This window comes from Saccharomonospora piscinae (assembly GCF_005862235.1).
In the GTDB taxonomy this organism is placed as follows: domain Bacteria; phylum Actinomycetota; class Actinomycetes; order Mycobacteriales; family Pseudonocardiaceae; genus Saccharomonospora; species Saccharomonospora piscinae.
Genome location: NZ_VCEK01000001.1, coordinates 771956 through 792171 on the forward strand (window position 1 = coordinate 771956; position 20216 = coordinate 792171).

The window sequence follows — 20216 nt, forward strand, 5'->3', positions numbered from 1 at the left end:
TCCGCCTCGGGCGGCTCCTGACACAATGCCGCGTGTCCGCCTGCTCCGCACGGGCGTGGCGTCACGCCCTCCCGGCGACGTCGCGTCCCACGGCCCGCGCGATCTGTGCCACGTACAGCGCACCGGACCATAGGTACAGGACCGCACCCCACGCCGTGAAGGCGTAGGCGATCGGGCGCAGCACCTCCGCGACCGGGGTCTCGGCGTGGGAGACCAGCAGCAGCGGCAGCGCGTACATGAGGGTGAAGGTCGCCGCCTTGCCGATGTAGGTCACCTCGGGTGGGGCGAAGCGGCGGCGACGCAGCGCCAGCAGGGCGATTCCGACGACGATCTCCCTGCCCACGAGGGCGAGCACGACCCACCACGGCACGATGTCGCGCAGCAGGAAGGCCAGCAGCGCGGCGGCGATGTAGAGCCGGTCGGCCGCGGGATCGAGTAGCTGGCCGAGCGGAGTGGACTGGTCGAGGATTCGGGCGAGCTTGCCGTCCAGCCAGTCGGTGATCCCACTGACGATCAGCAACCCGAAGGCCCACCCGTCGGCCTGTGGCCCCAGCAGGAGCCAGAGGAAGACCGGCACTCCCGCGAGCCGGGCGATCGACAGCAGGTTCGGCACGGTCATGAGCTGTCGTGCCACGGACTGCTGGCTGCCGGTCCCGACGGGCTGAGCTTCGGTCACCCGCTCACCGTAGCGGCACCCAGCACCGTCGTGATCAGCAGGAGCGCCGATAGGTCCAGCCTCGTCTGCGCAGCTCGTCGCCGGTGAGCGGCTGCGGTCGCCCGTGGTGATCGGTTCCCATCCACCGGGGCCGTCCCGACCCGCTCTCCAGCACGTACGGCCGTCCCCGGCTCCACACCACGGTGCAGGGGGTCGTGGGCGGGGATGCCTGGGCGTCCCGGTCCCCCGCCCGGGTACGGCTGGACCCGTGGTCGTCGGTGGGTTCGGTGGGGCGGACGCGGGGTCCGCTCTGCTGGTCGGTACTCATCGCACCTGCACTCGGTTCGACTGTGTGGATCACTGACGGGATTGACCTGTGAGCGCCGTCTCACACGTCCTCGCGAGACCTCGCTCACACAACCCATCGGCACGGTGACACGATTCGTTAGCGAATCGATGACGAAACGCGCCACCGTGTCGGGTGATTCTCACCAGAGTCAGCTCGCAGGCGGCGGAAAGTCCGCCTCCCGGAACTCGGTGTCGTTCCCGGCGTCCGGCCGGTCCTGCTCCCGGCTCCGCAACTCGACCCGGCGAATCTTGCCGGAGATCGTCTTCGGCAGGTCGGCGAACTCCAGTCTGCGGATGCGCTTGTACGGCGCGAGGTGCTCACGGCAGAACGCGAAGATGCTCGCCGCCGTCTCCCCGGTGGCCTCGTGGCCCTGGGCGAGCACGACGTACGCCTTGGGCACCGCCAGCCGGATCTCGTCCGGTGAGGGCACGACGGCGGCCTCGGCGACCGCCTCGTGCTCCAGCAGAACGCTTTCCAGCTCGAACGGCGAGATGCGGTAGTCGGACGCCTTGAAGACGTCGTCGGTGCGGCCCACATAGGTGATGTAGCCGTCGTCGTCGAGGCTGCCGACGTCCCCGGTGTGGTAGTAGCCTCCGGCGAATGCGGCGGCCGTGCGCTCCTCGTCGCCGGCGTAGCCCGTCATGAGCCCCACCGGGCGCCGCGTGAGATCGAGGCAGATCTCGCCCTCGCGCGCGGGCTGCCCGGTGGCCGGGTCGAGCAGCGTGACGGTGAATCCGGGCACCGCCCGCCCCATCGAGCCCGGCCGCACGGGCTGGCCAGGCGTGTTGGCGACCTGCACACTGGTCTCGGTCTGGCCGAACCCGTCGCGGATCGTCACGCCCCACGCCTGGCGCACCTGCTCGATGACCTCGGGGTTCAGCGGCTCCCCCGCGCCCACCACCTTGCGCGGAGGTGTGCGCAGCGCGGTGAGATCGGCCTGGATCAGCATGCGCCACACCGTCGGCGGGGCGCAGAAGCTCGTGATCCCGCAGCGGTCCAGCTGCGCCATGAGCGCGCCCGCGTCGAAGCGAGTGTAGTTGTACAGGAAGACGGTGGCCTCGGCGTTCCACGGCGCGAAGACGTTGCTCCACGCGTGTTTGGCCCAGCCGGGCGAGGAGATGTTGAGATGGACGTCTCCGGGTTCGAGGCCGATCCAGTACATCGTCGACAGGTGGCCCACCGGGTAGGAGACGTGGGTGTGCTCCACGAGCTTCGGCTGCGCCGTCGTGCCCGAGGTGAAGTACAGCAGCAACGGGTCGCCGGCGCGGGTCGGCCCGTCCGGGGTGAACACGGGGTCGGCGTCCGAGGAGTCGGCGAACGAGTGCCAGCCGTCGCCGCCGCCCACGGCCACGCGCGTGTAGTCACCGGGGACGTCGGCGAACTTCGCGGTGTCGGCGGCCCGCACCACGACGTGCGCCGCCCGGCCCCGTTCCACGCGGTCACGCAGGTCCGCGGGGCCCAGCAGCGTCGACGCCGGGATGATCACCGCACCGAGCTTGGCCGCCGCGAGGATCGTCTCCCACAGCTCCACCTGGTTGCCGAGCATGAGGATCAGCCGGTCGCCGCGTCGCACTCCCCGCTCGCGCAGCCAGTTCGCCACCTGGTTCGAACGGCGGGACAGTTCGGGATACGTCCACCGGTTCTCCGCGCCGTCCTCCTCGACGATCCACAGCGCGGCCCGCTCGGCGTTGTGCTCCTCGGCCGCGATCCGGTCGAACCAGTCGAGCGCCCAGTTGAACTCGCCGAACTCGGGCCACGCGAACTCCGCCCGCGCCGCCGCGTAGTCCTCGCGATGCGCCAGTAGCGAGTCCCGCGCCTGCCGGAACCGCCGGTACGCCTCCCGCGAGACGGTCTCTGCGGCGTCTACGGCGTCTCCGGTGTCCGTGTTCCCGATGTCGTCGGCGCCCTTGCCGTTGCCCACTGGCGCTGCCTCCTCACTCACCCCGGAATTCCGGCTCACGGCGCTGCAGGAACGCCTGCACCGCCTCCGTCAGGTCGTGGCTCGGCAGGAACGCGGCGTTCCACGTCGCCACGTACCGCAGCCCGGCCTCGACCCGCTGGTCGGTGTTGACGGAGAGTACGTCCTTCACACCCTGCACGACCAGCGGAGGATTCGCCGCGATGTCGGCCGCCATGGTCCGTGCCGCGGCGAGCGTGGCGTCGCGATCGGCGTGGACGTCGTTGACCAGGCCGATCCGCTCCGCGCGTGCGGCGTCGATGTCCCGTCCCGTGAGGGCGAGTTCGCGCAGGTGCCCCTCCCCGATGATCGACGCGAGTCGCTGCAGGCTGCCCATGTCCGCGACGATCGCGACCCGAACCTCGCGGACGCTGAACCGGGCGTCCGCGCTCGCGATCCGGACGTCGGCCGCCGACACGAGGTCGACCCCGCCGCCGATGCACCAGCCCGCGACGGCCGCGATGACCGGCTTGCGGGTGCGGGCGACCGAGGTGATCGCGTCCTGCATGCGGCGGACCTCGTCGAGGAACTCGCGCCGGGGCCGGGCCAGCGCGTCGCCACCCAGGTACTCGCTCCACGACGGCAGCATCGCGGCGAGGTCGAGCCCGTAGGAGAAGTTCCTGCCGCTGCCGGTCAGCACGATCGCCCTGACTTCCGGGTCCCGGTCCAGCTCACCGAACGCGATCGGCAGCTCCCGCCAGAAGTCGGGCCCCATCGCGTTGCCCTTGCCGGGCCCGAGCAACGTCACCTCGGCGACGTGCCCACTGCGCTCCACGCTCAGGGAGGTGTACTGCCCGGAGACGGTGTCCGGTGTGTCGTTCGTGTCGCTGCCAGTCATGCGCCCATCCTCGCCCACCCCGCCAGATGCGGGCAGTGGTCGGGCGGAGAGTGAGAGCGACGTCGCGCGCCGGGGCCGTCCGCGAGTTCCGGCCTAGGCCAGCCCCGCCACGGGCCCCACCACCGTGACGGCGGGCGGCCGGATACCCGCCTCGGTCACACTCGCGGCGATGTCGGCGAGCGTGCCGCGCACCACCCGCTGCGAACGCAGGGTGCCTTCCTGCACCACCGCCACGGGCGTGTCCTTCGGGCGCCCCGCCTCGACGAGCGCGTCGGTGAACCGCCCGAGCCGCTCCACGCCCATGAGCAGAACGACCGTGCCCCGCAGCCTGCCCAGCGCGTCCCAGTCCACGAGCGAGCGCTCGTCGCCGGGGGGCACGTGCCCGGACACCACGACCACCTCGTGCGCGACGCCGCGGTGGGTCACCGGCACGTCGGCGGCGGCCGGCGCGGAGAAGGCACTGGTCACACCGGGGACGACGGTGACGGGGACGTCGGCCTCGGCGCACGCGAGCACCTCCTCGAAGCCGCGGCCGAAGACGTAGGGGTCGCCGCCCTTGAGGCGGACCACGAACCGGCCCGCACGGGCGTGTTCGACGAGCGTGCGGTTGAGGACGTCCTGCGCGGCGGCCCTGCCGTACGGGATCTTCGCCGCGTCCACGACCTCGACGTGGGGCGGCAGTTCGTCGAGCAGTTCGCGGGGCGCCAGCCGGTCGACCACCACCACGTCGGCTCGCCCGAGCAGGCGACGGCCGCGCACCGTGATGAGTTCGGGATCGCCCGGCCCGCCGCCGACGAGCGCGACCCCGCCCGTCCGGGCTTCGTCCGGCCCGGACTCGCCCGGGTCCGCCACCACGCCGGAGCTCAGCCCGTCGAGCACCGCGTCGCGGACGGCGGCCGAGCGCAGCGGGGTGCCACCGGAGAGGACGCCCACCAGCAGGCCGTCGTGGTGTCCGGTCGCCGGGGTGACCGCGCTGCCTCCCGTGCCGTCGTCGGCGCGGACGCAGAACACCCTGGCACTCTCGGCGTCCGCCACGACCGTGGCGTTGACGGCCGGGTCGTCGGTGCAGGCGAGCGCGTACCAGGCATCCGCCACGTCGCCGTCCTCGCCCGCGCGGTAGGGCCGCGCGTGCCACACCAATTCCCCGGCGTCGGCCAGCGCCTGCACCGAGGGTGTGGTGTGCGGCGCGACGACCTCCACCGCCGCACCCGCCGCCAGCAGGCGCGGCAGACGCCGCTGCGCCACGGTGCCCCCGCCCACGACGAGGACCCGGCGGCCCGCGAGATCGAGACCCGTCAGGTAGTGCTGTTCCTCCTCCGGCATGCGGACCAGCATGCCGTCCCGCCCGCCACGAGAACGAGCGCAGTGGTCAGCGTCTCACCATCCGGTACGGGCAGCTCTCAGTCACTGGGACGCAGCAGTGCCAGCAGTTCGCTGTTGCCGAACATCCGGGCGGTGTCCACAGCCGACGGTTGCCCCAGCTCGGGATCGGCGCCCCCGTCGAGCAGGGCACGAACGACGTCGGGCTCGCTCTTGAAGACGGCACCGGCGAGCGGGCTCTGGCCGCGATCGTTGAGACGGTTGGGGTCGGCCCCGCGTTCCAGCAGCGTCCGCACCGTCGCCGCGTGGCCGTGGTAGGCGGCCAGCATCACGAGTGTGTCGCCGCTGTCGTTGGTGAGATCGGCGGAGATCCCGGCGTCGACGTAGGCGGCGAGCGTCTCGGCCTGCCCGTGCCTGGCGAAGCCGAACACCCTGGCCCACAGGTCGAGCAGTTCCGGGTCCGGTTCCCGCGCGGCGTGGTCGTTCATGGGCTCAGCGTGCCACGGAACCCGGAACGGCGGGCGACGGTCTAGGATGACAACGCACGTGGTCACATCGGCGGTGGCACGGATCGGACTCGGATCAGACGATGACGGACGCGAATCGCACCTGGGCCGGAACCTCGCTCTCCGACCGCAGGGCGAGAAGGCGGCGGCAGCTCCTCGACGCCGGGCTCGACCTCCTCGGCACCCCGGAGGGGCCTGCGGTGAGCGTGCGCGCCGTGTGCCGCTCGGCCGGGCTCACCGAGCGCTACTTCTACGAGAGCTTCACCGATCGCGACGAGTTCGTGGTGGCCGCCTACGACCACGTCGTCACGCTGGCGCACCGGACTCTCGTCGACGCCGTCTCGCTCGCGGGCAGCGATCCGTCCCGGCGCGCCGAGGCTGCGGTGTCGGCGTTCGTCACGCTGATCCTCGACGATCCGCGGCAGGGGCGCGTGTTGCTGCTGGCGCCGCTGGCGGAGGAGCCGCTGCGCCGCATCGGCGCGCAACGGCTGCCGGTCTTCGCCGACCTGGTGCGCGAGCAACTGTCCGACCGGCTCGACGAGGGTGACCGCGCCATGACGGCGACCGCGCTGGTGGGCGGGCTCGCCAACGTGTTCGCCGGGTACCTGGGCGGGACGTTCGACGTCACCCGCGAACGGCTGACGGCCCACTGTGTCCGGCTGGTGCTCGCCGCCGAGGGACTGCACTCCTGACCGGCCCCAGGCCGACTCGAACGGGTGAAGCCGTGGCGTGCCCACCGCGGAGGGCGGCGGCGGGCACGACACGAGTTGCGGACACCACTACGCAGCCTGCGGACACGGCTACGCAGCCTGCGGACACGGCTGCGGGGCCCGACGCTTCAGGCGGCGCCGAGCAGGTGCTCGAAGGCCAGTTGGGACAGTTGCGCGTAGGCGTAGCCGCGCTGTGCCACGGCGTCGGCGTCGAAATCCTCGAACGCGGTCCGGTCGGCCTTGAGGTCGGCGGGGCTCTCCCCTTCGGCCAGGGTGGGCCGCGACAGCTCGGGCACCCGCGAGCGCTCCAGCGCCTCGACGACCCTCGGGTCGGCCCGGAACGCCAGCGCCCGCTCCCGCAGCAGCAGGTAGGACCGCATGTTGGCCTCCGCGCTCGCCCACACCCCGTCGATGTCCTCGGTGCGCGGCGGCTTGTAGTCGAAGTGGCGCGGCCCCTCGTAGCCACCGTGCTCCAGCAGGTCCACGAGGAAGAACGCCGAGAGCACGTCACCGTGGCCGAACACGAGGTCCTGGTCGTAGCGCGGCCCGTGCTGGCCGTTGAGGTCGAGGTGGAACAGCTTGCCCTGCCACAGCGCCTGGCCGATGCCGTGGACGAAGTTCAGGCCCGCCATCTGCTCGTGCCCGACCTCGGGGTTGACACCCACCATGTCGTGGTGTTCCAGCGTGGAGATGAACGCCAGCGCGTGCCCGATCGTGGGCAGCAGGATGTCGCCCCTCGGCTCGTTGGGCTTGGGCTCCAGCGCCAGCCGCAGGCCGTAGCCCTGGTCGCGCACGTACTGCGCGAGGGTGTCGATGCCCTCGCGGTAGCGGTCCATCGCGGCGCGCACGTCCTTGGCCGCGTCGGTCTCGCTGCCCTCGCGCCCGCCCCACAGCACGTAGGTGGAGGCGCCGAGCTCGGCCGCGAGGTCCATGTTGCGCATGACCTTGCGCAGCGCGAACCGGCGGACCTCCCGGTCGTTGCTGGTGAGGCCGCCGTCCTTGAACACCGGGTGGGTGAACAGGTTGGTGGTGGCCATCGGCACCACGAGCCCGGTCTCGTCGAGCGCGGCCCGGAACCGGTTGATGCGCCGGTCCCGTTCGGTGGTGTCGCTGCCGAACGGGATCAGGTCGTCGTCGTGGAAGGTCACGCCCCACGCGCCGAGCTCCGCGAGGCGGTGCACGGCTTCTACGGCATCCAGCTCGGGACGGGTGGCGTCGCCGAACGGGTCGGCCGCACGCCATCCCACCGTCCACAGGCCGAAACTGAACTTGTCTTCGGGCACGGGCTTGCCGACCACGATGTCCTCCCGCTGGAGATCCGGCGAAATAGTTCGAGCACTGAACTTATGCCGTGCCCCGGCAGAGGGTCAAGGCTTTCGTTCAACGCCTGAACGATTAGGATCGGGCGATGACCGCCACCGGGCCCGCGGGCCAGCACACCGTGCGGCGCCACAACTGCGCCCTCGTGCTGGCCGCCGTCGCGAACGAACCCGGAGTCTCCCGGGCCGGGGTCGCCACGCGCACCGGACTCACGAAGGCCACCGTGTCGAGCCTGGTCGATCGCCTGGTGCTCGCCTCGCTGATCCGCGAGGAGGGCCGCCAGCACCGGAGCGGTCCCGGGCGCAGGGGCACGTCCCTGTCCCTGTCGCCCGACGGCCCGCACGGACTCGGCGTCGAGATCGCGGTCGACCACGTCACCACCTGCCTCGTCGGCCTCACCGGCGGCACGCGGCACGCGCACGTGCGACGCGCCGACAACCGGGACGGCCCGGCCCGCACGCTGGAGCGCGTGGCGGGCGAGGTGGCGGACGCACTGCGCCGTGCCGAGCACGACGGCATTCCGGTGGGCGGTATCGGGGTCGCCGTGCCCGGCCTGGTGGAGGCCTCCGGCGGGCGGGTCCACCGGGCACCCAACCTCGGCTGGCACGACGTGGACCTCGCCGAGGAGCTGGCCTGCCGCGTCCCCGTCGCCCCGGGCGAGCTGGTGGTCGGCAACGAGGCCAACCTCGCCGCCCTGGCCGAACTCGCGGCACTGCGGCAGGCGGGTGGCGAGATCCCCGAGAGCTTCGTCCACGTCTCCGGTGAGGTCGGCATCGGCGCCGGTCTCGTGCTCGGCGGCGAACTCTTCGACGGCACCCGCGGCTTCGGCGGGGAGCTGGGGCACTTCCCCGTGCGCCCGCGCGGCCCCCGGTGCTCGTGCGGCTCGCGGGGCTGCCTGGAACGGCTGGCCGGGCAGGACGCCATTCTCGACCGTGCCGGGGCCCGCGACGTCGACGCCCTGCTCGCGCTGCTCGACGCCGCCGACCGCACCGCCACCAGTGCCGTCCGGTCGGCGGGCCGCCTGCTGGGCACGGCGCTGTCGAGCGCGGTGAACCTGCTCGACGTGCCCACCGTGGTGCTCGGCGGCACCTATGCCCGGCTGCACCCGTGGCTGGCGGGCCCGCTGACCGACGAGCTCGGCACCCGGGTGCTGAGCGCGCGATGGCACCCCGTGGAGGTCCGGGCCTCCGTGCTCGGCGCCGACGCCGCCGTGCGTGGCGCGGCCACCACCGCGCTGCGCACGATCCTCACCGACCCCGAGTCCTTCATCTCACCCGGTCGGCCCCCACCTCACGCGGACTCCCGCACCACCAGCTCCGTGGGCAGCAGGATCGACGGCGGCAGCGGTGTCTCCCCCGCGAGCTGAGCGAGCAGGCGCCACGTCATCGTGCGGCCCAGTTCCTCGACCGGCTGGCGCACCGTGGTCAGGCGCGGCGTCACCGTCGTCGCCAGCACGGAGTCGTCGAACCCCACCACGGCGACGTCGTCCGGGACCGCGAGGCCCCGGGCCGCCAGCTCGCGCAACGCGCCCACCGCGATGATGTCGGCCGCGGCGAACACGGCGTCCAGCTCGGAGTGGCGCTCCAGCAGCTCCGCCATCGCCCTGGCCCCGGCCTCCACGGTGAAGTCGCTGTGGACCACGGCGTCCGCGCCGACGCCTGCCTCCGACAGTCCCAGCCGCCAGCCCGCGAAGCGGTCGATGCCGACCGCCATGTCGGCGGGCCCCGCCAGCGTGCCGAGCCCACGTCGACCGGTCGAGGTGAGGTGGCGCGCGGCGGTGAGCCCGCCCGTGAAGTTGTCGGCGTCCACGTAGGGCACGTCGCTCCCGCTGAGCGGACGGCCGCCCGCGACCACCGGCAGGCCCGCCTCGGCGAGCCGCTGCGGCAGCGGGTCGTCACCGTGCATGCTCACGACCAGCGCGCCGTCGACGTGCCCGCTGCACAGGTACTTCTCCAGCCGCGCACCGTCGTCGTCCTCGGCGAGCATCATGAGCACCAGCTGCCGGAGGCTGCCGGACAAGCCGGCGTGAACCCCGCGCAGGACGCCCGCGAAGAACGGGTCACCGAACACCCGTTCACCGGGCTCGGAGACCACGAGCGCCACGGAGTTGGTCCGCCGGGTCACCAGGCTGCGGGCGGCCTCGTTGGGGACGTAGCCGACGGTCTCGATCGCGCGCGTCACCGCCCGCCGCGCCCGCCCGCTGACCCCCGGCGAGTTGTTGATCACCCGGGAGACGGTCGAGCGGGACACTCCCGCCACCCGCGCCACTTCCTCGAGCGTGGGGGCGCCCCGATGCTCGACCGCCGCGTTCCCGGGCTCGATCATTCTCGTCCTGCCAAACCGTTGTCCGCCATCACCCGGGCATACCATGACGCACTCGCCTTGGGAGTGCGGCGCTGGGTCGCGTAGTCGACGTGCACGAGCCCGAAGCGCTTGGCGTAGCCCTCGGCCCACTCGAAGTTGTCGAGCAGCGACCAGTAGAAGTAGCCCCGCAGGTCCACTCCTGCTTCGATCGCCGCGTGCGCCGCGCGCAGGTGTGCGTCGACGAACGCGATCCGGTCGGTGTCGGCGATGTGGCCGTCGGCCCCGATCTCGTCGGGAAACGCCACCCCGTTCTCCGTGATGTACAGCGGCAGGCGCGGGTACTCGGTGTGCAACCGCAGCAGCAGTCCCGTGAGTGGTTCGGGACTGATGTCCCAGCCGGAGTCCGTCTTCGGCAGGTCCCGCTCCGGAAAGCTCACGTGCTCCGCCCCGACCCACTCCGAGGGCAGGCCGGACCGCGCGTCCGGCACGGCCGACACCAGCAGGTCCCGGTAGTAGTTCACGCCCAGGAAATCCACCGGGGTGCCGATGATCCGCTCGTCACCGTCGTGGATCGCGTCACGCAGGCCGTAGGGCTCGAGGTCGGTGAGCACGTCGTCCGGGTAGCGCCCCCGCAGTACCGGGTCGAGGAACACGCGGTTCTGCAGCCCGTCGACCCGCCGGGCCACGTCCCAGTCCGCGGCCGACCCGGGGTCGGCGACCCCGACCGGGAACAGGTTGAGTGTCACCCCCACCTCGGCACCGGGCACCGTGTCCCGGATCGCGGCGGCCCCCAGCCCGTGCGCGAGCAGCAGGTGGTGCGCGGCGGCGACGGCGGCACGGGGCTCCGTGCGTCCGGGAGCGTGCCGCCCCGATCCGTAGCCGAGGAAGGCCGAGCACCACGGCTCGTTCAGGGTCGTCCACGTGCCGACCCGGTCGCCGAGGCGCTCGACGACGGCGGCGGCGTAGTCGGCGAACCGGTACGCCGTGTCGCGGGCGGTCCACCCGCCCCGCTCCTCCAGCGCCTGCGGGAGATCCCAGTGGTACAGCGTGGGCCACGGGGTCACTCCCGCATCCAGCAGGTTGTCGATCAGCCGCTCGTAGAAGTCGAGCCCCGCCGCGTTGATCTCACCACCGTCCGGGCGGACCCGGGGCCACGCCAGAGAGAAGCGGTACACGCCCACGCCGAGGTCCCGCATGAGCGCGACGTCGGCGGGCATCCGGTGGTAGTGGTCGGCGGCGGGATCACCGGTGTCCCCGCCCGCCACGGCCCCCTCCCTGGCACAGAAGGCGTCCCAGATGGACGGTGTCCGGCCGTCAGCGGTGGTCGCGCCCTCGACCTGGAACGCCGCCGTGGCCACTCCCCAGCGGAAGTCCGCAGGGAACGTCACGGGTGGCGCCGGCGTCGCGGGGTTTCCGGCCGGTCCGGTTCCGTCATGAACTGTCGACACGAGCTATCCCTTCACAGCACCTTGCATGATCCCGGCCACGATCTGGCGGCCGAGCAGGAAGAACACGACGAGGATCGGAACGGTGGCCAGCGTGGTGCCCGCCAGCACCAGCGAGTAGTCCACGTAGTAACCGCTCTGCAGCTTCTCCAGCGCCACCTGGACCGTCGGGTTGTCCGGTCCCAGCGCCACCAGCGGCCACAGGAAGTCGTTCCAGGACGTCATGAACGTGAACATGGCGAGAAACGCCGCCGCGGGTCGCACGGCGGGCAGGCACACGTGCCAGAACACGCGGATCATCGAGCAGCCGTCCACCCGTGCGGCCTCGATGAGTTCGTACGGGACGGCACTCACGGTGTACTGGCGCATCCAGAACACACCGATGGCCGTCACGAGGTTCGGCACGATCACGGCCTGCAACTGGTTGGCCCAGCCCAGCTCGGCCATCGCCATGTAGAGCGGGATGATGCCGAGCTGCGTCGGCACCGCCAGCGTCGCGACGACGAACACGAACAGCCCGTTGCGGCCCTTGAACCGCAGTTTGGCGAACGCGAACCCGGCCAGGCTGGAGAACAGCACCGTCGAGATCGTCACCGACCCGGAGACGATGACGCTGTTGCCGAGCGCCTTCCAGAACGGCACGGTGTCGAACACCCGCGCCGCGTTGGCGAAGAAGTTGCCTCCGGGTACCAGTGGCGGGATCTGCTCGGTCAGCATCGAGCCGTCCCGGCTGGCGACCAGGAACGACCAGTAGAACGGGAAGACCGAGCCGAGGACGAAGGCGATCAGCAGCCCGTAGACCCAGAAGGTGGGCCTGCCGGGGCCGGACAGCCGCGGTGTGCGGGCACGGGTCAGGACAGACACGCTCATCGATCGTCCCCCGTCGAGGCGATACGCCGCGTCAGCAGGAAGTTCACGAGCGCGATGCCGATGATGAGGACGAACAGCACCCACGCGACGGCGGAGGCGTAGCCGAGGTCCTCGCGCTCGAACGCGGACTGGTACATGTACAGGGTGATGGTCTGGAACTGATTGGTGGAACCACCGTTGTTCGAGCCCGGCATCGCGTCGAACAACTTGGGCTCGGTGAAGATCTGCAGGCCACCGATCGTCGAGGTGATCACCACGAAGATCAGGGTCGGCCGCAGCATCGGCAGCGTGACGCTGACGAACCGGCGCACCGCGCCGGCGCCGTCGACCACGGCGGCCTCGTTGACCTCCTTCGGGATGGCCTGCATGGCGGCCAGCACGATCAGCGCGTTGTAGCCCACCCAGCGCCAGTTCACCATCACGGCGATGGCGACGTGGCTGGAGAACCGGTCGGCCTGCCAGTCGACCCGGTCCAGGCCCAGCAGTTCCAGTACGCCGTTCACCAGCCCGTACTGCGGGCCGAACAGGTTGGCGAAGATGATGCCCAGCGCCACCAGGGACGCCACGTACGGCATCAGCACGCCGACCCGCCACCCCGTCGGGAACCGCACCCGCGTGTTCAGCAGCGCCGCCAGCAGCACCGCCATGATGATCTGCGGCCCGCTGGAGAGCACGAAGATGCTCAGCGTGTTGACCAGGGTCTTCCAGAACTGCTCGTCACCGAGCAGCCGCGCGTAGTTGTCCAGGCCGAGAAACGACGGGGAGTCGTCGATCAGTTCCCAGTCGAACAGCGACACGTACGCCGTGTAGAGCAGGGGGAACAGGCCGACGACACCGAAGATGACGAAGAACGGCGCCACGTAGAGGTACGGCGAGTAGCGCACGTCCCACCGGCTCACCCGGTCACGCCAGCTGGGGCGCGACCGGGTGAGCGGAGGGCCCGCGGGCTCGGGCGCCGCCTCGTCCTCGGCAGCCGCCGGGGCGGGGCTCGTCTGACTCACGTTCGCTCCCGTCAGGACGCGATCTGCTTGGCGGACTGGACGAGCTGCTGCCAGCCCTCGTCGGGCGAGGCACCCTGCTCGACGGACTGCAGTGCGGGAGTGGCCGCGTTCTCCTGGATCTTGCCGTCACCGGGGCCCTTGTACTGGGCCTCGCCCACCTTCTGCGCCTGCGCCGCGAACAGCTCCCCGATCTCGGCGCCACCGAAGTACTCGTTGGTCGCCGCCAGCAGATCCGGTGACTCCAGCGCCTCGACCTGGCTGGGGAACGCTCCGGCCGCCTTGAACGCGGTGATCTGCTGTTCCGGTTCGGTCAGCCATGCCGCGAACGCCGCGGCCTCCTCCGGATGCTCGCTCTGCGTGGGCACCGCGAGGTAGGAGCCACCCCAGTTGCCACCGCCGCCGGGGAACGCGTCGGTCACGGCCCACTCGCCCGCCAGGTCCTCGCCCGCCTGCTCCTCGATCACCCCGAGCATCCACGCCGGGCAGGTCTTCGTCGCGAACGCCGACTGGGTGAAGCCGCTGTTCCACTCGTTGCTGAACGCCACGAGCCCCGCGGACTGGCCGCGCGCGGCCGCGTCCGTCACCTCGTCCCAGTTCTGCCGGATCGTGGGGTTGGATTCGATGGTCAGGTTGTCCTGCCGGTCGAAGTAGCCCACGTCGAGCTGGTTCTGCATGGCGTTGAAGATCTGCGCCGACGAGTCGAACCACGCCACGTCGTCGACCTCGGCGATGAACTCGTCACCGGCCTCGAAGTAGCTGTCCCAGGTCTCGAACAGCGCCTTGACGTCCTCGGGGTCGGACGGCAGCCCGGCCTGCTCGAAGAGATCCTTGCGGTAGCACATCGCCAGGGGGCCGATGTCCGTGCCGTAACCGAGCAGCTTGCCGTCCTTGTCCTGGCCGCTCTCGTACTTCCAGTCCAGCCAGCGGTCGGGACCCACGTCGGACGGCCCGATTTCGCTCAGGTCGTGGAAGCGGCTCGACTTGCCCAGCGCCTCGGGCATGTGGCCTTCCTCGATGGCGACCACGTCCTCCAGCCCGGACCCGGCGCCGAGTTTCGTGAACATGGCCTGGTGGTGCGGGCCGCCCTGCCCCGTGGTGTGGGGCACGATGTCGATGTCCGGATTGAGCCGCTCGTACTCGGCGTAGAGCTCCTCGTATCCGAACTCGCCGAAGGTCGCGATGGTGAGCTCGGTCTTGCCGCCGTCGGCGGAGTCGTCCCCGCCACAGGCCACGGTCACCAGACCTGCGGCGGCCACGGCGGAGGTCGCGGCGATGGCGCGTCTGAGTTGGTGTCGCACGGTCACCCCTCGTTGGGTTGGCTACACGAAAACTGGGAGCGCTCCCAGTTGAGGGAGAAGACTGCACCCTCACCCGTTCGGGTGTCAATGCGCGATGACCAGCTTGTTACCTCAGCGTCTCAACCGTGGCCCCCACATCTGCGCAGCAGAACTGGGAGCGCTCCCGGTCAGGACCGCCGCAACAGGAGTGGGCAGACGATCGCGGCCACGACCAGAACCACGGCCGCCGTGACGGTAGCGGCACTCAGGCCGTCGACGAACGCGGCGCGGGCGAGATCGCTGAGTTCGGCGGCGGTCTGCACCGGAAGCCGCTCCGCCACGCCGAGCGCCGCACCCAGGCTGGACCCGACCGTTTCGGCTCCTTCGGCCGGGATATCACCGGGAACGCCGTCGAGCACCCGGGACCGGTAGAGCGCGGTCCCGATCGAACCGAGGACCGCGATACCCAGCGCCGCCCCGAACTCGGCGGCCGTCTCCGACAGCGCGGAGGCCGCTCCCGCGCGTGAGGCGGGCACGGACGCCACGACGACGTCAGTGGCGAGGGTCATCATCGGCGCGATCCCCGCGCCGATGACACCCGCGGCCACGACGGCGAGGACAAGGCCGTCGCCGACGGGTGCGCGGCTCAGGGCCAGCATTCCCCCGGCCGCCACGAGCGAGCCCACGCCGAAGACCACGGCGTAGCCCAGGCGGCCGACGAGCACCGACGACACGACCGACATGACTCCCACTCCGGCCATGACGGGCAACAGCGCCACGGCGGCGGCCAGCGGAGAGAGCCCGTGGACCAGTTGCAGGTACTGGGCGTTGTAGAGCATCACGCCCACCAGCGAGAACATCGCCAGCCCCGCGCCGAGGATCGCGCCGGTGAACCGGGGATGCGTGAACAGCCGCAGCTCGACCAGCGGAGTGGACAGACGACGTTGCCGCGCCAGGAACACCGCGCCGAACAGCAGGCCCACGGCCAGCGCCCCGACCGGCGCAGGGCCGAGCGCCCCTTTCTCCGCGACCGCCTTCACCGACCAGACGACCGGCAGGATCATGGCGAACGACAGCGTCACGCTCCACAGGTCCAGCGGTGCCGCAACGGCACCGCGGTACTCCGGCACGAGCCGGGGCGCGAGCGCGACCAGCGCCACGACGGCGGGCACGTTGATCAGAAACACCGATCCCCACCACAGCGACTCCAGCAACACACCACCGACGATGGGCCCGAGGGCGATGCCACCGGACAGGCTCGCCGTCCAGATCCCGATGGCGCGGGTCCGCTCGCGCGGATCGGGAAACATCGTGCGGATCAGCGACAGTGTCGACGGCATCAGCGTGGCGCCACCGATGCCCATCAGAGCCCGGGCGGCGATGAGGACCTCCGGTGTCGCGGCGAACGCCGCGAGCACCGACGCCGCGCCGAACAGCCCCGACCCGAGCAGCAGCAGCCTGCGCCTGCCGATCCGGTCACCCAGATTGCCCATGACGATCAGCAGCCCGGCCAGCAGGAACCCGTACACGTCGAGGATCCACAGGGTCTGACTCGGACTCGGTGCCAGCTCGGCCGTGATGGTCGGGATCGCGATGTGCAGGATCGTGACCGCGGCGATCGAACTCGCTGACCGCGACGGCCTGGACGCGGTCTCGATGCGCCGGGTGGCCGAGTACCTGCGCACCGGCCCGGCGTCGCTCTACCGCCACATCGCTCACCGGGACGAACTGGTCACCGCGATGGTCGAGCACGTCACCGCCGCGTTCGACTATCCGGACCCCGCCGGATTGGACTGGCGCGAGTGCATGCACGTGCTGGCCCGGCAGGACTGGACCGCCTTTCTGACCCACCCGTGGCTGCTGACGGCCACCACCACCGTCACCCCGCCCTTCGGGACAGCGTCGCTGGCGGCCATGGAATGGGCGCTGACGGCGCTGGGGGAACTCCGGCTCCCCCCGCACGAAGCCGCTCGCGCGATCATGACGATCAACAATTACGTCCAGGGCACGGCGCGGGTCGTGTTGGGGCAACCCCGTGAAGGCGCCGAGCCGGACCCCGGCCGCAGCTGGCAGGACCGGCTCCACGACACCGATCTCCGGTCGTTCCCGCGCCTGCGGGCGCTGATCGCCGAGCCGCTGCCGGACGGGGACCGGAACTGGTTCGAGGACGGTCTCGACGTCATTCTGGACGGCGTGCAGGCACGACGGCGCGGCGAGCAGAGATGACGGGCGGGTCGCGGGAGATCCGGCGACAACTCCGGGGCACCGTGCCCCAGCTTCGCTTCGCGCCAGTACCGTCTTCCCATGCGGTTCCGCGACGATCCCGACGGCGACCGGTTCTTCGCCCTGCGCACCTTCCGGCGCGACGGTAGGGTTACGGCCACGCCGGTGTGGCTCGCGCCAGTCGGTGATCGCTGGTACGCCTATACGCCCAGCCGGTCGTGGAAGGTCGTGCGCATCCGCCGTACACCCCGGATCGAGATCGCCCCTTCGACCTTCGATGGCACACCCACCGGCGCATGGCTCACCGGAAACGCGAGGATTCTGCCCACGGCGGAGCTGCCCGCCGCGAAGCGTGCGATGCTCGCGAAGTACGGCACGGCGTTCCGGTGGTTCGTGCTCGTGACCTTTCTCGGCAGGTGGCGTCGGCGCGGCGGACCCGCGGTGGGTCTGGAGTTCGTGCTGGACGAGCCGGGCGCCGAGGACACAACCACCTGAGGACGACCTAGCCCCCACGCCGGCGTGTGTGCCGGAACAGACCCGCCGCCAGTACCACCAGCCACACGACCACCAGCGTCAGCGCCAGGGCGACCGGGTAGTCGCGGTCGTGCAGGCCGGGGTTCGCGGGTGCCGGATACGGCCGGTACAGCAACGGCACGGCAAGCAGCACCAGTACCGCGCTGAGCACCGCGCCCGCCGCGACCGGCGCGCGCCACGGCTCCGGCAGCACGCGGGCCAGCAACACACCCGCGACGCCGACGAGCGGAGCGACGAGGAAGTCGTGGGCGAGCGTGCCACCCGCGAACCACCACAGTGCCGAGGGCCAGCGCGCCGAGGTCGTCACGAACTCGAAGGCCAGCACGCCGCCCCAGGCCAGGGCGGCCAGCCCGGCGAGCGACAGCAGCACCCGTGCGGTCCTCATGTCCTCACAGCACCTCGATCCGGTCGAGCCACTTGGTCTGCAGGACACCGGGGCGGTTCGGGGCGATCAGCCGGCACGGGTAGCCGTGGTCCGGCGGGAGATCGGCCCCGTCGAGCCGCAGCGCGAGCAGGGCCAGCCGGTCGCGCGCCGCGTGGGCGGACAGCTCACTGACGCTCCACAGCGAGCCGCGCTCCAGCGACACCAGCCGCACCGCGCGGCCCTCGGGAACCCCTGCCGCGCGCAGCAGGTCCGGCACGGCGACTCCGGTCCAGGTGGCGGTGGCGGTCCAGCCCTCGACACACGTGATGGGCAGGCGGGCCGTGGTCTGGGGCAGTCCCGCGAGCGCGGCCCGGGTGAAGGTTCGCGTACCGCCGGGCACCGCCACGGCGAGCCGCCAGTCCGGGTCGTCGACGCGGACGTTCGCGGCGGCGGCGGTGCGGTTCACCGGCAGGCCCGGCCCGGTCGCCCACGTCAGCGGCGTCACCGGGCGCAGCGCCTCGATCGGCGCGCCCGCCGTGGCGACGGCGGCGGTTCCGCCCGCCACGGCCGTGACGCGCAGGAACCCGCGCCGGGACAGCAGTCCCCGCTCCGGCGGCCCGCTGTCCAGGGGCTCGCGCAGCGTCCGGCGCACGACCGGCAGCTTCACGGCGACGTGGACGAGGACCGAGCCGATCGCCACCCAGGCCACGAGGTAGTGGACCTGCGGGAAGAAGAACCCGAAGGCGTAGTTCTGGGCCACGTTGAACAGCCCGGTGACGAGCTGGAAGAACGCCGCGCTCACGAGCACGAGAATCGAGAGCCGCTCCAGCGCGTGTCCGGCCGAGCGCACGACGGGTCGCTGGAACAGTCTCGGGTAGACACTCCACAGCTTCGCCAGCAGCAGCGGTACGGCGATCACCCCGGAGACGACGTGGATGCCCTGGGTGATCCCGTACAGATACACCGGGCGGGTTGGCCACGCGAACCAGCCCGGCGGGTGCTGCAGCAGGTGGCTCAGCAGGCCGGTCAGGAAACACAGTCCGAACGCGACCCCCAGCCACACCCCGACCCGGGAAGTGACGCGGGCGTCGTGCGCCTCGGAGCGAAACCGCGGCCGGGCACCCATCACAACACCGTGCGCGGCAGCGCACGCGCCACGGCGGCGGCGAAACGCGAGCCCGGCGTCCGCGCCACGACGCCGTTGACGTCGTCGAGAGTGTCCACATCGGTGAGGACGGGCAGTGCGGCCAGGCGCAGGCCCCGCGTCCGGAGCGCGGCCTCGGTGCGGGCTCCGGTGTCGGGGCGCGACATCGGCACCGCCCGCAGCACCTCCGCGGCACGGGGATCGCGCAGCGCCAGGGCCCACCAGCCGCCGTCGGCGGCGGGGCCCACCACCCCGTCGGCGTCGTCGAGCCGGGACAGCGCCGTGGCGAGCAGATCCGGGGACACCTGCGGGGTGTCCATGCCGATCTGCACCACCCTCGCGCCCGGATACGCCAGTGCGACGTCCTCGTGCGCGTGAGCCAGCCGTTCGGCGAAGGTGGCACCGCGCTGCGCCACCACGTCGCAGCCGGCCAGCAGCGCCCGCACCGACTCTCCCTGCTCGGCCGAGGCGAGATCTCCCGCGAGCGCGACGAGCGTGCGAGTGCCGGGCGTGGCCAGCGCCGCGTCCAGCGTGTCCAGCAGCGCCGCGGCGGCGATCCGCGCGGCGGCCACCGAGCCAAGGGACTCGGCGAGCCGGGTCTTGGCCAGCCCCGCGACCGGCGCCTTGGCCACGACGAGCACCACCCTCGCGTGCCGTCCCGCCCCGCTCATCGCAGCACCCGCGACATGTCCCGCACGGCGCGCAGCGTGCCGCGCACGGTACCGGTCACCTTGCTGCGGGTCCCGGCGTGGCGCGCGCGGTAGGTCATGGGCAGCTCCACGATCGACCATCCCGCCCCGGCGGCACGCAACAGGACCTCCAGCGGATAGCCGAACGCCCGGTCGCGGACGCCGAGATCGAGCAGCTCCGTCCTCGGGGCCACGCGCACCGGTCCGATGTCGGTGACCGCGACGCCCCGGCGCCGCAGCAGGGCCGCGACCACCCGGTTGCCCATCCTGGCGTGCCACGGCCACACGCCGCGCCCCTCGGGTCGGCGCGCCCCGACGACGAGTGTGCCCGGTGCGACCCTGGCGACGAGCGCGGTGAGCTCACCCGGGTCGAGCGAGCCGTCGGCGTCGAGCACACACACGACGTCGGCGCTCGCGTGCTCGACTCCGGTGTGTACGGCGGCGCCGTAGCCGCGGCGCGGTTCACGCACGACCTTCGCGCCCCACGCCGCCGCTACCTCGGGCGACGAATCGGTCGAGCCGTTGTCCACGACGATGGCCCGGTAGCCCTCGGGCAGCGCTTCGAGCACGCCCGGCAGGGCCGCCGCCTCGTCGAGGCAGGGCAGGATCACGTCAACGCTGTCGATGTTCACCAGTGCCACGGTAGAGCCGCCAACGGCGGGCGGCAGCCGGACGGAGGTGACGAATCTCGACCCGACGCGACGCACTAG

21 protein-coding genes are annotated in these 20216 nt (G+C 71.8%); 4 read left to right on the forward strand and 17 right to left on the reverse strand.

All coding sequences use genetic code 11. From position 1 onward, the window contains the following. Positions 1-61 precede the first annotated feature (61 nt). The 6 genes from clsA to FFT09_RS03765 all read right to left on the reverse strand — a co-directional run bounded on the left by clsA (position 62) and on the right by FFT09_RS03765 (position 5607). Positions 62-619, reverse strand: coding sequence for a cardiolipin synthase ClsA (clsA, locus tag FFT09_RS03740; RefSeq protein WP_176218231.1), 558 nt, complete (start codon positions 617-619; stop codon positions 62-64). 91 nt (positions 620-710) lie between these two features. Continuing rightward, positions 711-983 (reverse strand): hypothetical protein, encoded by a 273-nt coding sequence (locus FFT09_RS03745; protein WP_138381820.1) that lies wholly within the window; start codon positions 981-983, stop codon positions 711-713. A gap of 169 nt (positions 984-1152) precedes the next feature. After that, on the reverse strand, positions 1153-2898 hold the full coding sequence (locus FFT09_RS03750; RefSeq protein WP_138382045.1) for an AMP-binding protein: 1746 nt from the start codon (positions 2896-2898) through the stop codon (positions 1153-1155). 40 nt (positions 2899-2938) lie between these two features. Beyond that, a complete protein-coding gene (locus FFT09_RS03755; RefSeq protein WP_138381821.1) occupies positions 2939-3799 on the reverse strand; it encodes a crotonase/enoyl-CoA hydratase family protein in 861 nt (286 codons plus the stop codon). A gap of 93 nt (positions 3800-3892) precedes the next feature. Then, positions 3893-5122, reverse strand: a complete 1230-nt coding sequence (gene cobA / locus FFT09_RS03760) for a uroporphyrinogen-III C-methyltransferase (protein WP_138381822.1) — start codon at positions 5120-5122, stop codon at positions 3893-3895. 77 nt (positions 5123-5199) lie between these two features. After that, positions 5200-5607, reverse strand: coding sequence for an ankyrin repeat domain-containing protein (locus tag FFT09_RS03765; protein ID WP_138381823.1), 408 nt, complete (start codon positions 5605-5607; stop codon positions 5200-5202). A gap of 101 nt (positions 5608-5708) precedes the next feature. Here FFT09_RS03765 and FFT09_RS03770 point away from each other — a divergent pair, with 101 nt between their 5' ends. Continuing rightward, a complete protein-coding gene (locus FFT09_RS03770; RefSeq protein WP_081190740.1) occupies positions 5709-6317 on the forward strand; it encodes a TetR/AcrR family transcriptional regulator in 609 nt (202 codons plus the stop codon). Positions 6318-6463: 146 nt separating this feature from the next. On the opposite strand, the gene xylA is transcribed toward FFT09_RS03770, so the two are convergent. Continuing rightward, on the reverse strand, positions 6464-7633 hold the full coding sequence (gene xylA / locus FFT09_RS03775) for a xylose isomerase (RefSeq protein ID WP_138381824.1): 1170 nt from the start codon (positions 7631-7633) through the stop codon (positions 6464-6466). A gap of 110 nt (positions 7634-7743) precedes the next feature. On the opposite strand from xylA, the gene FFT09_RS03780 reads away from it, so the two are divergent. Then, entirely contained in the window at positions 7744-9021 is a 1278-nt protein-coding gene (locus FFT09_RS03780) for an ROK family transcriptional regulator (protein ID WP_138381825.1), read from the forward strand. On the opposite strand, the gene FFT09_RS03785 is transcribed toward FFT09_RS03780, so the two are convergent. From FFT09_RS03785 to FFT09_RS03810, 6 genes are all read right to left on the reverse strand, one after another. Continuing rightward, positions 8946-9980, reverse strand: coding sequence for a LacI family DNA-binding transcriptional regulator (locus FFT09_RS03785; RefSeq protein WP_138381826.1), 1035 nt, complete (start codon positions 9978-9980; stop codon positions 8946-8948). The genes FFT09_RS03780 and FFT09_RS03785 overlap by 76 nt on opposite strands. After that, a complete protein-coding gene (locus FFT09_RS03790; protein ID WP_081190744.1) occupies positions 9977-11347 on the reverse strand; it encodes a GH1 family beta-glucosidase in 1371 nt (456 codons plus the stop codon). The genes FFT09_RS03785 and FFT09_RS03790 overlap by 4 nt, the downstream gene beginning before the upstream one ends. 63 nt (positions 11348-11410) lie before the next feature. After that, on the reverse strand, positions 11411-12274 hold the full coding sequence (locus FFT09_RS03795) for a carbohydrate ABC transporter permease (protein WP_024874339.1): 864 nt from the start codon (positions 12272-12274) through the stop codon (positions 11411-11413). Next, positions 12271-13275, reverse strand: coding sequence for a carbohydrate ABC transporter permease (locus FFT09_RS03800; protein WP_081190745.1), 1005 nt, complete (start codon positions 13273-13275; stop codon positions 12271-12273). The genes FFT09_RS03795 and FFT09_RS03800 overlap by 4 nt, the downstream gene beginning before the upstream one ends. An 11-nt stretch (positions 13276-13286) precedes the next feature. Further along, on the reverse strand, positions 13287-14573 hold the full coding sequence (locus tag FFT09_RS03805) for an ABC transporter substrate-binding protein (RefSeq protein WP_081191019.1): 1287 nt from the start codon (positions 14571-14573) through the stop codon (positions 13287-13289). Positions 14574-14740: 167 nt separating this feature from the next. Continuing rightward, the gene (locus FFT09_RS03810; RefSeq protein WP_138381827.1) at positions 14741-16237 is read right to left on the reverse strand and encodes an MFS transporter; all 1497 of its coding nucleotides are present in this window, start codon (positions 16235-16237) and stop codon (positions 14741-14743) included. On the opposite strand from FFT09_RS03810, the gene FFT09_RS03815 reads away from it, so the two are divergent. Together FFT09_RS03815 and FFT09_RS03820 are read left to right on the forward strand one after the other, a co-directional pair. Beyond that, positions 16158-16778 carry a TetR/AcrR family transcriptional regulator gene (locus FFT09_RS03815; RefSeq protein WP_208544346.1) on the forward strand — a complete coding sequence of 207 codons (621 nt, stop codon included), beginning with the start codon at positions 16158-16160 and terminating at the stop codon, positions 16776-16778. The two genes, FFT09_RS03810 and FFT09_RS03815, sit on opposite strands and share 80 nt — an antisense overlap. Before the next feature lie 78 nt (positions 16779-16856). Beyond that, positions 16857-17270 carry a PPOX class F420-dependent oxidoreductase gene (locus tag FFT09_RS03820; RefSeq protein WP_138381829.1) on the forward strand — a complete coding sequence of 138 codons (414 nt, stop codon included), beginning with the start codon at positions 16857-16859 and terminating at the stop codon, positions 17268-17270. A 7-nt stretch (positions 17271-17277) separates the two neighbouring features. On the opposite strand, the gene FFT09_RS03825 is transcribed toward FFT09_RS03820, so the two are convergent. Genes FFT09_RS03825 through FFT09_RS03840 form a run of 4 tightly spaced genes read right to left on the reverse strand, consistent with a single transcriptional unit; the run spans position 17278 to position 20138 of the window. Then, positions 17278-17694, reverse strand: a complete 417-nt coding sequence (locus FFT09_RS03825; protein WP_138381830.1) for a hypothetical protein — start codon at positions 17692-17694, stop codon at positions 17278-17280. Positions 17695-17698: 4 nt separating this feature from the next. Next, positions 17699-18799, reverse strand: coding sequence for a molybdopterin-dependent oxidoreductase (locus tag FFT09_RS03830; RefSeq protein WP_138381831.1), 1101 nt, complete (start codon positions 18797-18799; stop codon positions 17699-17701). After that, positions 18799-19488, reverse strand: a complete 690-nt coding sequence (locus FFT09_RS03835) for a TIGR04282 family arsenosugar biosynthesis glycosyltransferase (protein WP_138381832.1) — start codon at positions 19486-19488, stop codon at positions 18799-18801. Before FFT09_RS03835 ends, FFT09_RS03830 begins: the two co-directional genes overlap by 1 nt. Beyond that, positions 19485-20138, reverse strand: coding sequence for a glycosyltransferase family 2 protein (locus tag FFT09_RS03840; protein ID WP_024874346.1), 654 nt, complete (start codon positions 20136-20138; stop codon positions 19485-19487). The genes FFT09_RS03835 and FFT09_RS03840 overlap by 4 nt, the downstream gene beginning before the upstream one ends. Positions 20139-20216 lie beyond the last annotated feature (78 nt).

Bases quoted from the DNA above. Each gene is read 5' to 3' on its own strand.
- FFT09_RS03830 (WP_138381831.1), bottom strand. From the start codon at position 18,799: ATGGGTGCCCGGCCGCGGTTTCGCTCCGAGGCGCACGACGCCCGCGTC.
- FFT09_RS03780 (WP_138381825.1), top strand. From the start codon at position 7,744: ATGACCGCCACCGGGCCCGCGGGCCAGCACACCGTGCGGCGCCACAAC.
- FFT09_RS03770 (WP_081190740.1), top strand. From the start codon at position 5,709: ATGACGGACGCGAATCGCACCTGGGCCGGAACCTCGCTCTCCGACCGC.
- FFT09_RS03745 (WP_138381820.1), bottom strand. From the start codon at position 983: ATGAGTACCGACCAGCAGAGCGGACCCCGCGTCCGCCCCACCGAACCC.
- FFT09_RS03820 (WP_138381829.1), top strand. From the start codon at position 16,857: ATGCGGTTCCGCGACGATCCCGACGGCGACCGGTTCTTCGCCCTGCGC.
- FFT09_RS03825 (WP_138381830.1), bottom strand. From the start codon at position 17,694: ATGAGGACCGCACGGGTGCTGCTGTCGCTCGCCGGGCTGGCCGCCCTG.
- FFT09_RS03795 (WP_024874339.1), bottom strand. From the start codon at position 12,274: ATGAGCGTGTCTGTCCTGACCCGTGCCCGCACACCGCGGCTGTCCGGC.
- clsA (WP_176218231.1), bottom strand. From the start codon at position 619: ATGACCGTGCCGAACCTGCTGTCGATCGCCCGGCTCGCGGGAGTGCCG.
- cobA (WP_138381822.1), bottom strand. From the start codon at position 5,122: ATGCCGGAGGAGGAACAGCACTACCTGACGGGTCTCGATCTCGCGGGC.
- FFT09_RS03755 (WP_138381821.1), bottom strand. From the start codon at position 3,799: ATGACTGGCAGCGACACGAACGACACACCGGACACCGTCTCCGGGCAG.
- FFT09_RS03765 (WP_138381823.1), bottom strand. From the start codon at position 5,607: ATGAACGACCACGCCGCGCGGGAACCGGACCCGGAACTGCTCGACCTG.
- FFT09_RS03785 (WP_138381826.1), bottom strand. From the start codon at position 9,980: ATGATCGAGCCCGGGAACGCGGCGGTCGAGCATCGGGGCGCCCCCACG.
- FFT09_RS03835 (WP_138381832.1), bottom strand. From the start codon at position 19,488: ATGAGCGGGGCGGGACGGCACGCGAGGGTGGTGCTCGTCGTGGCCAAG.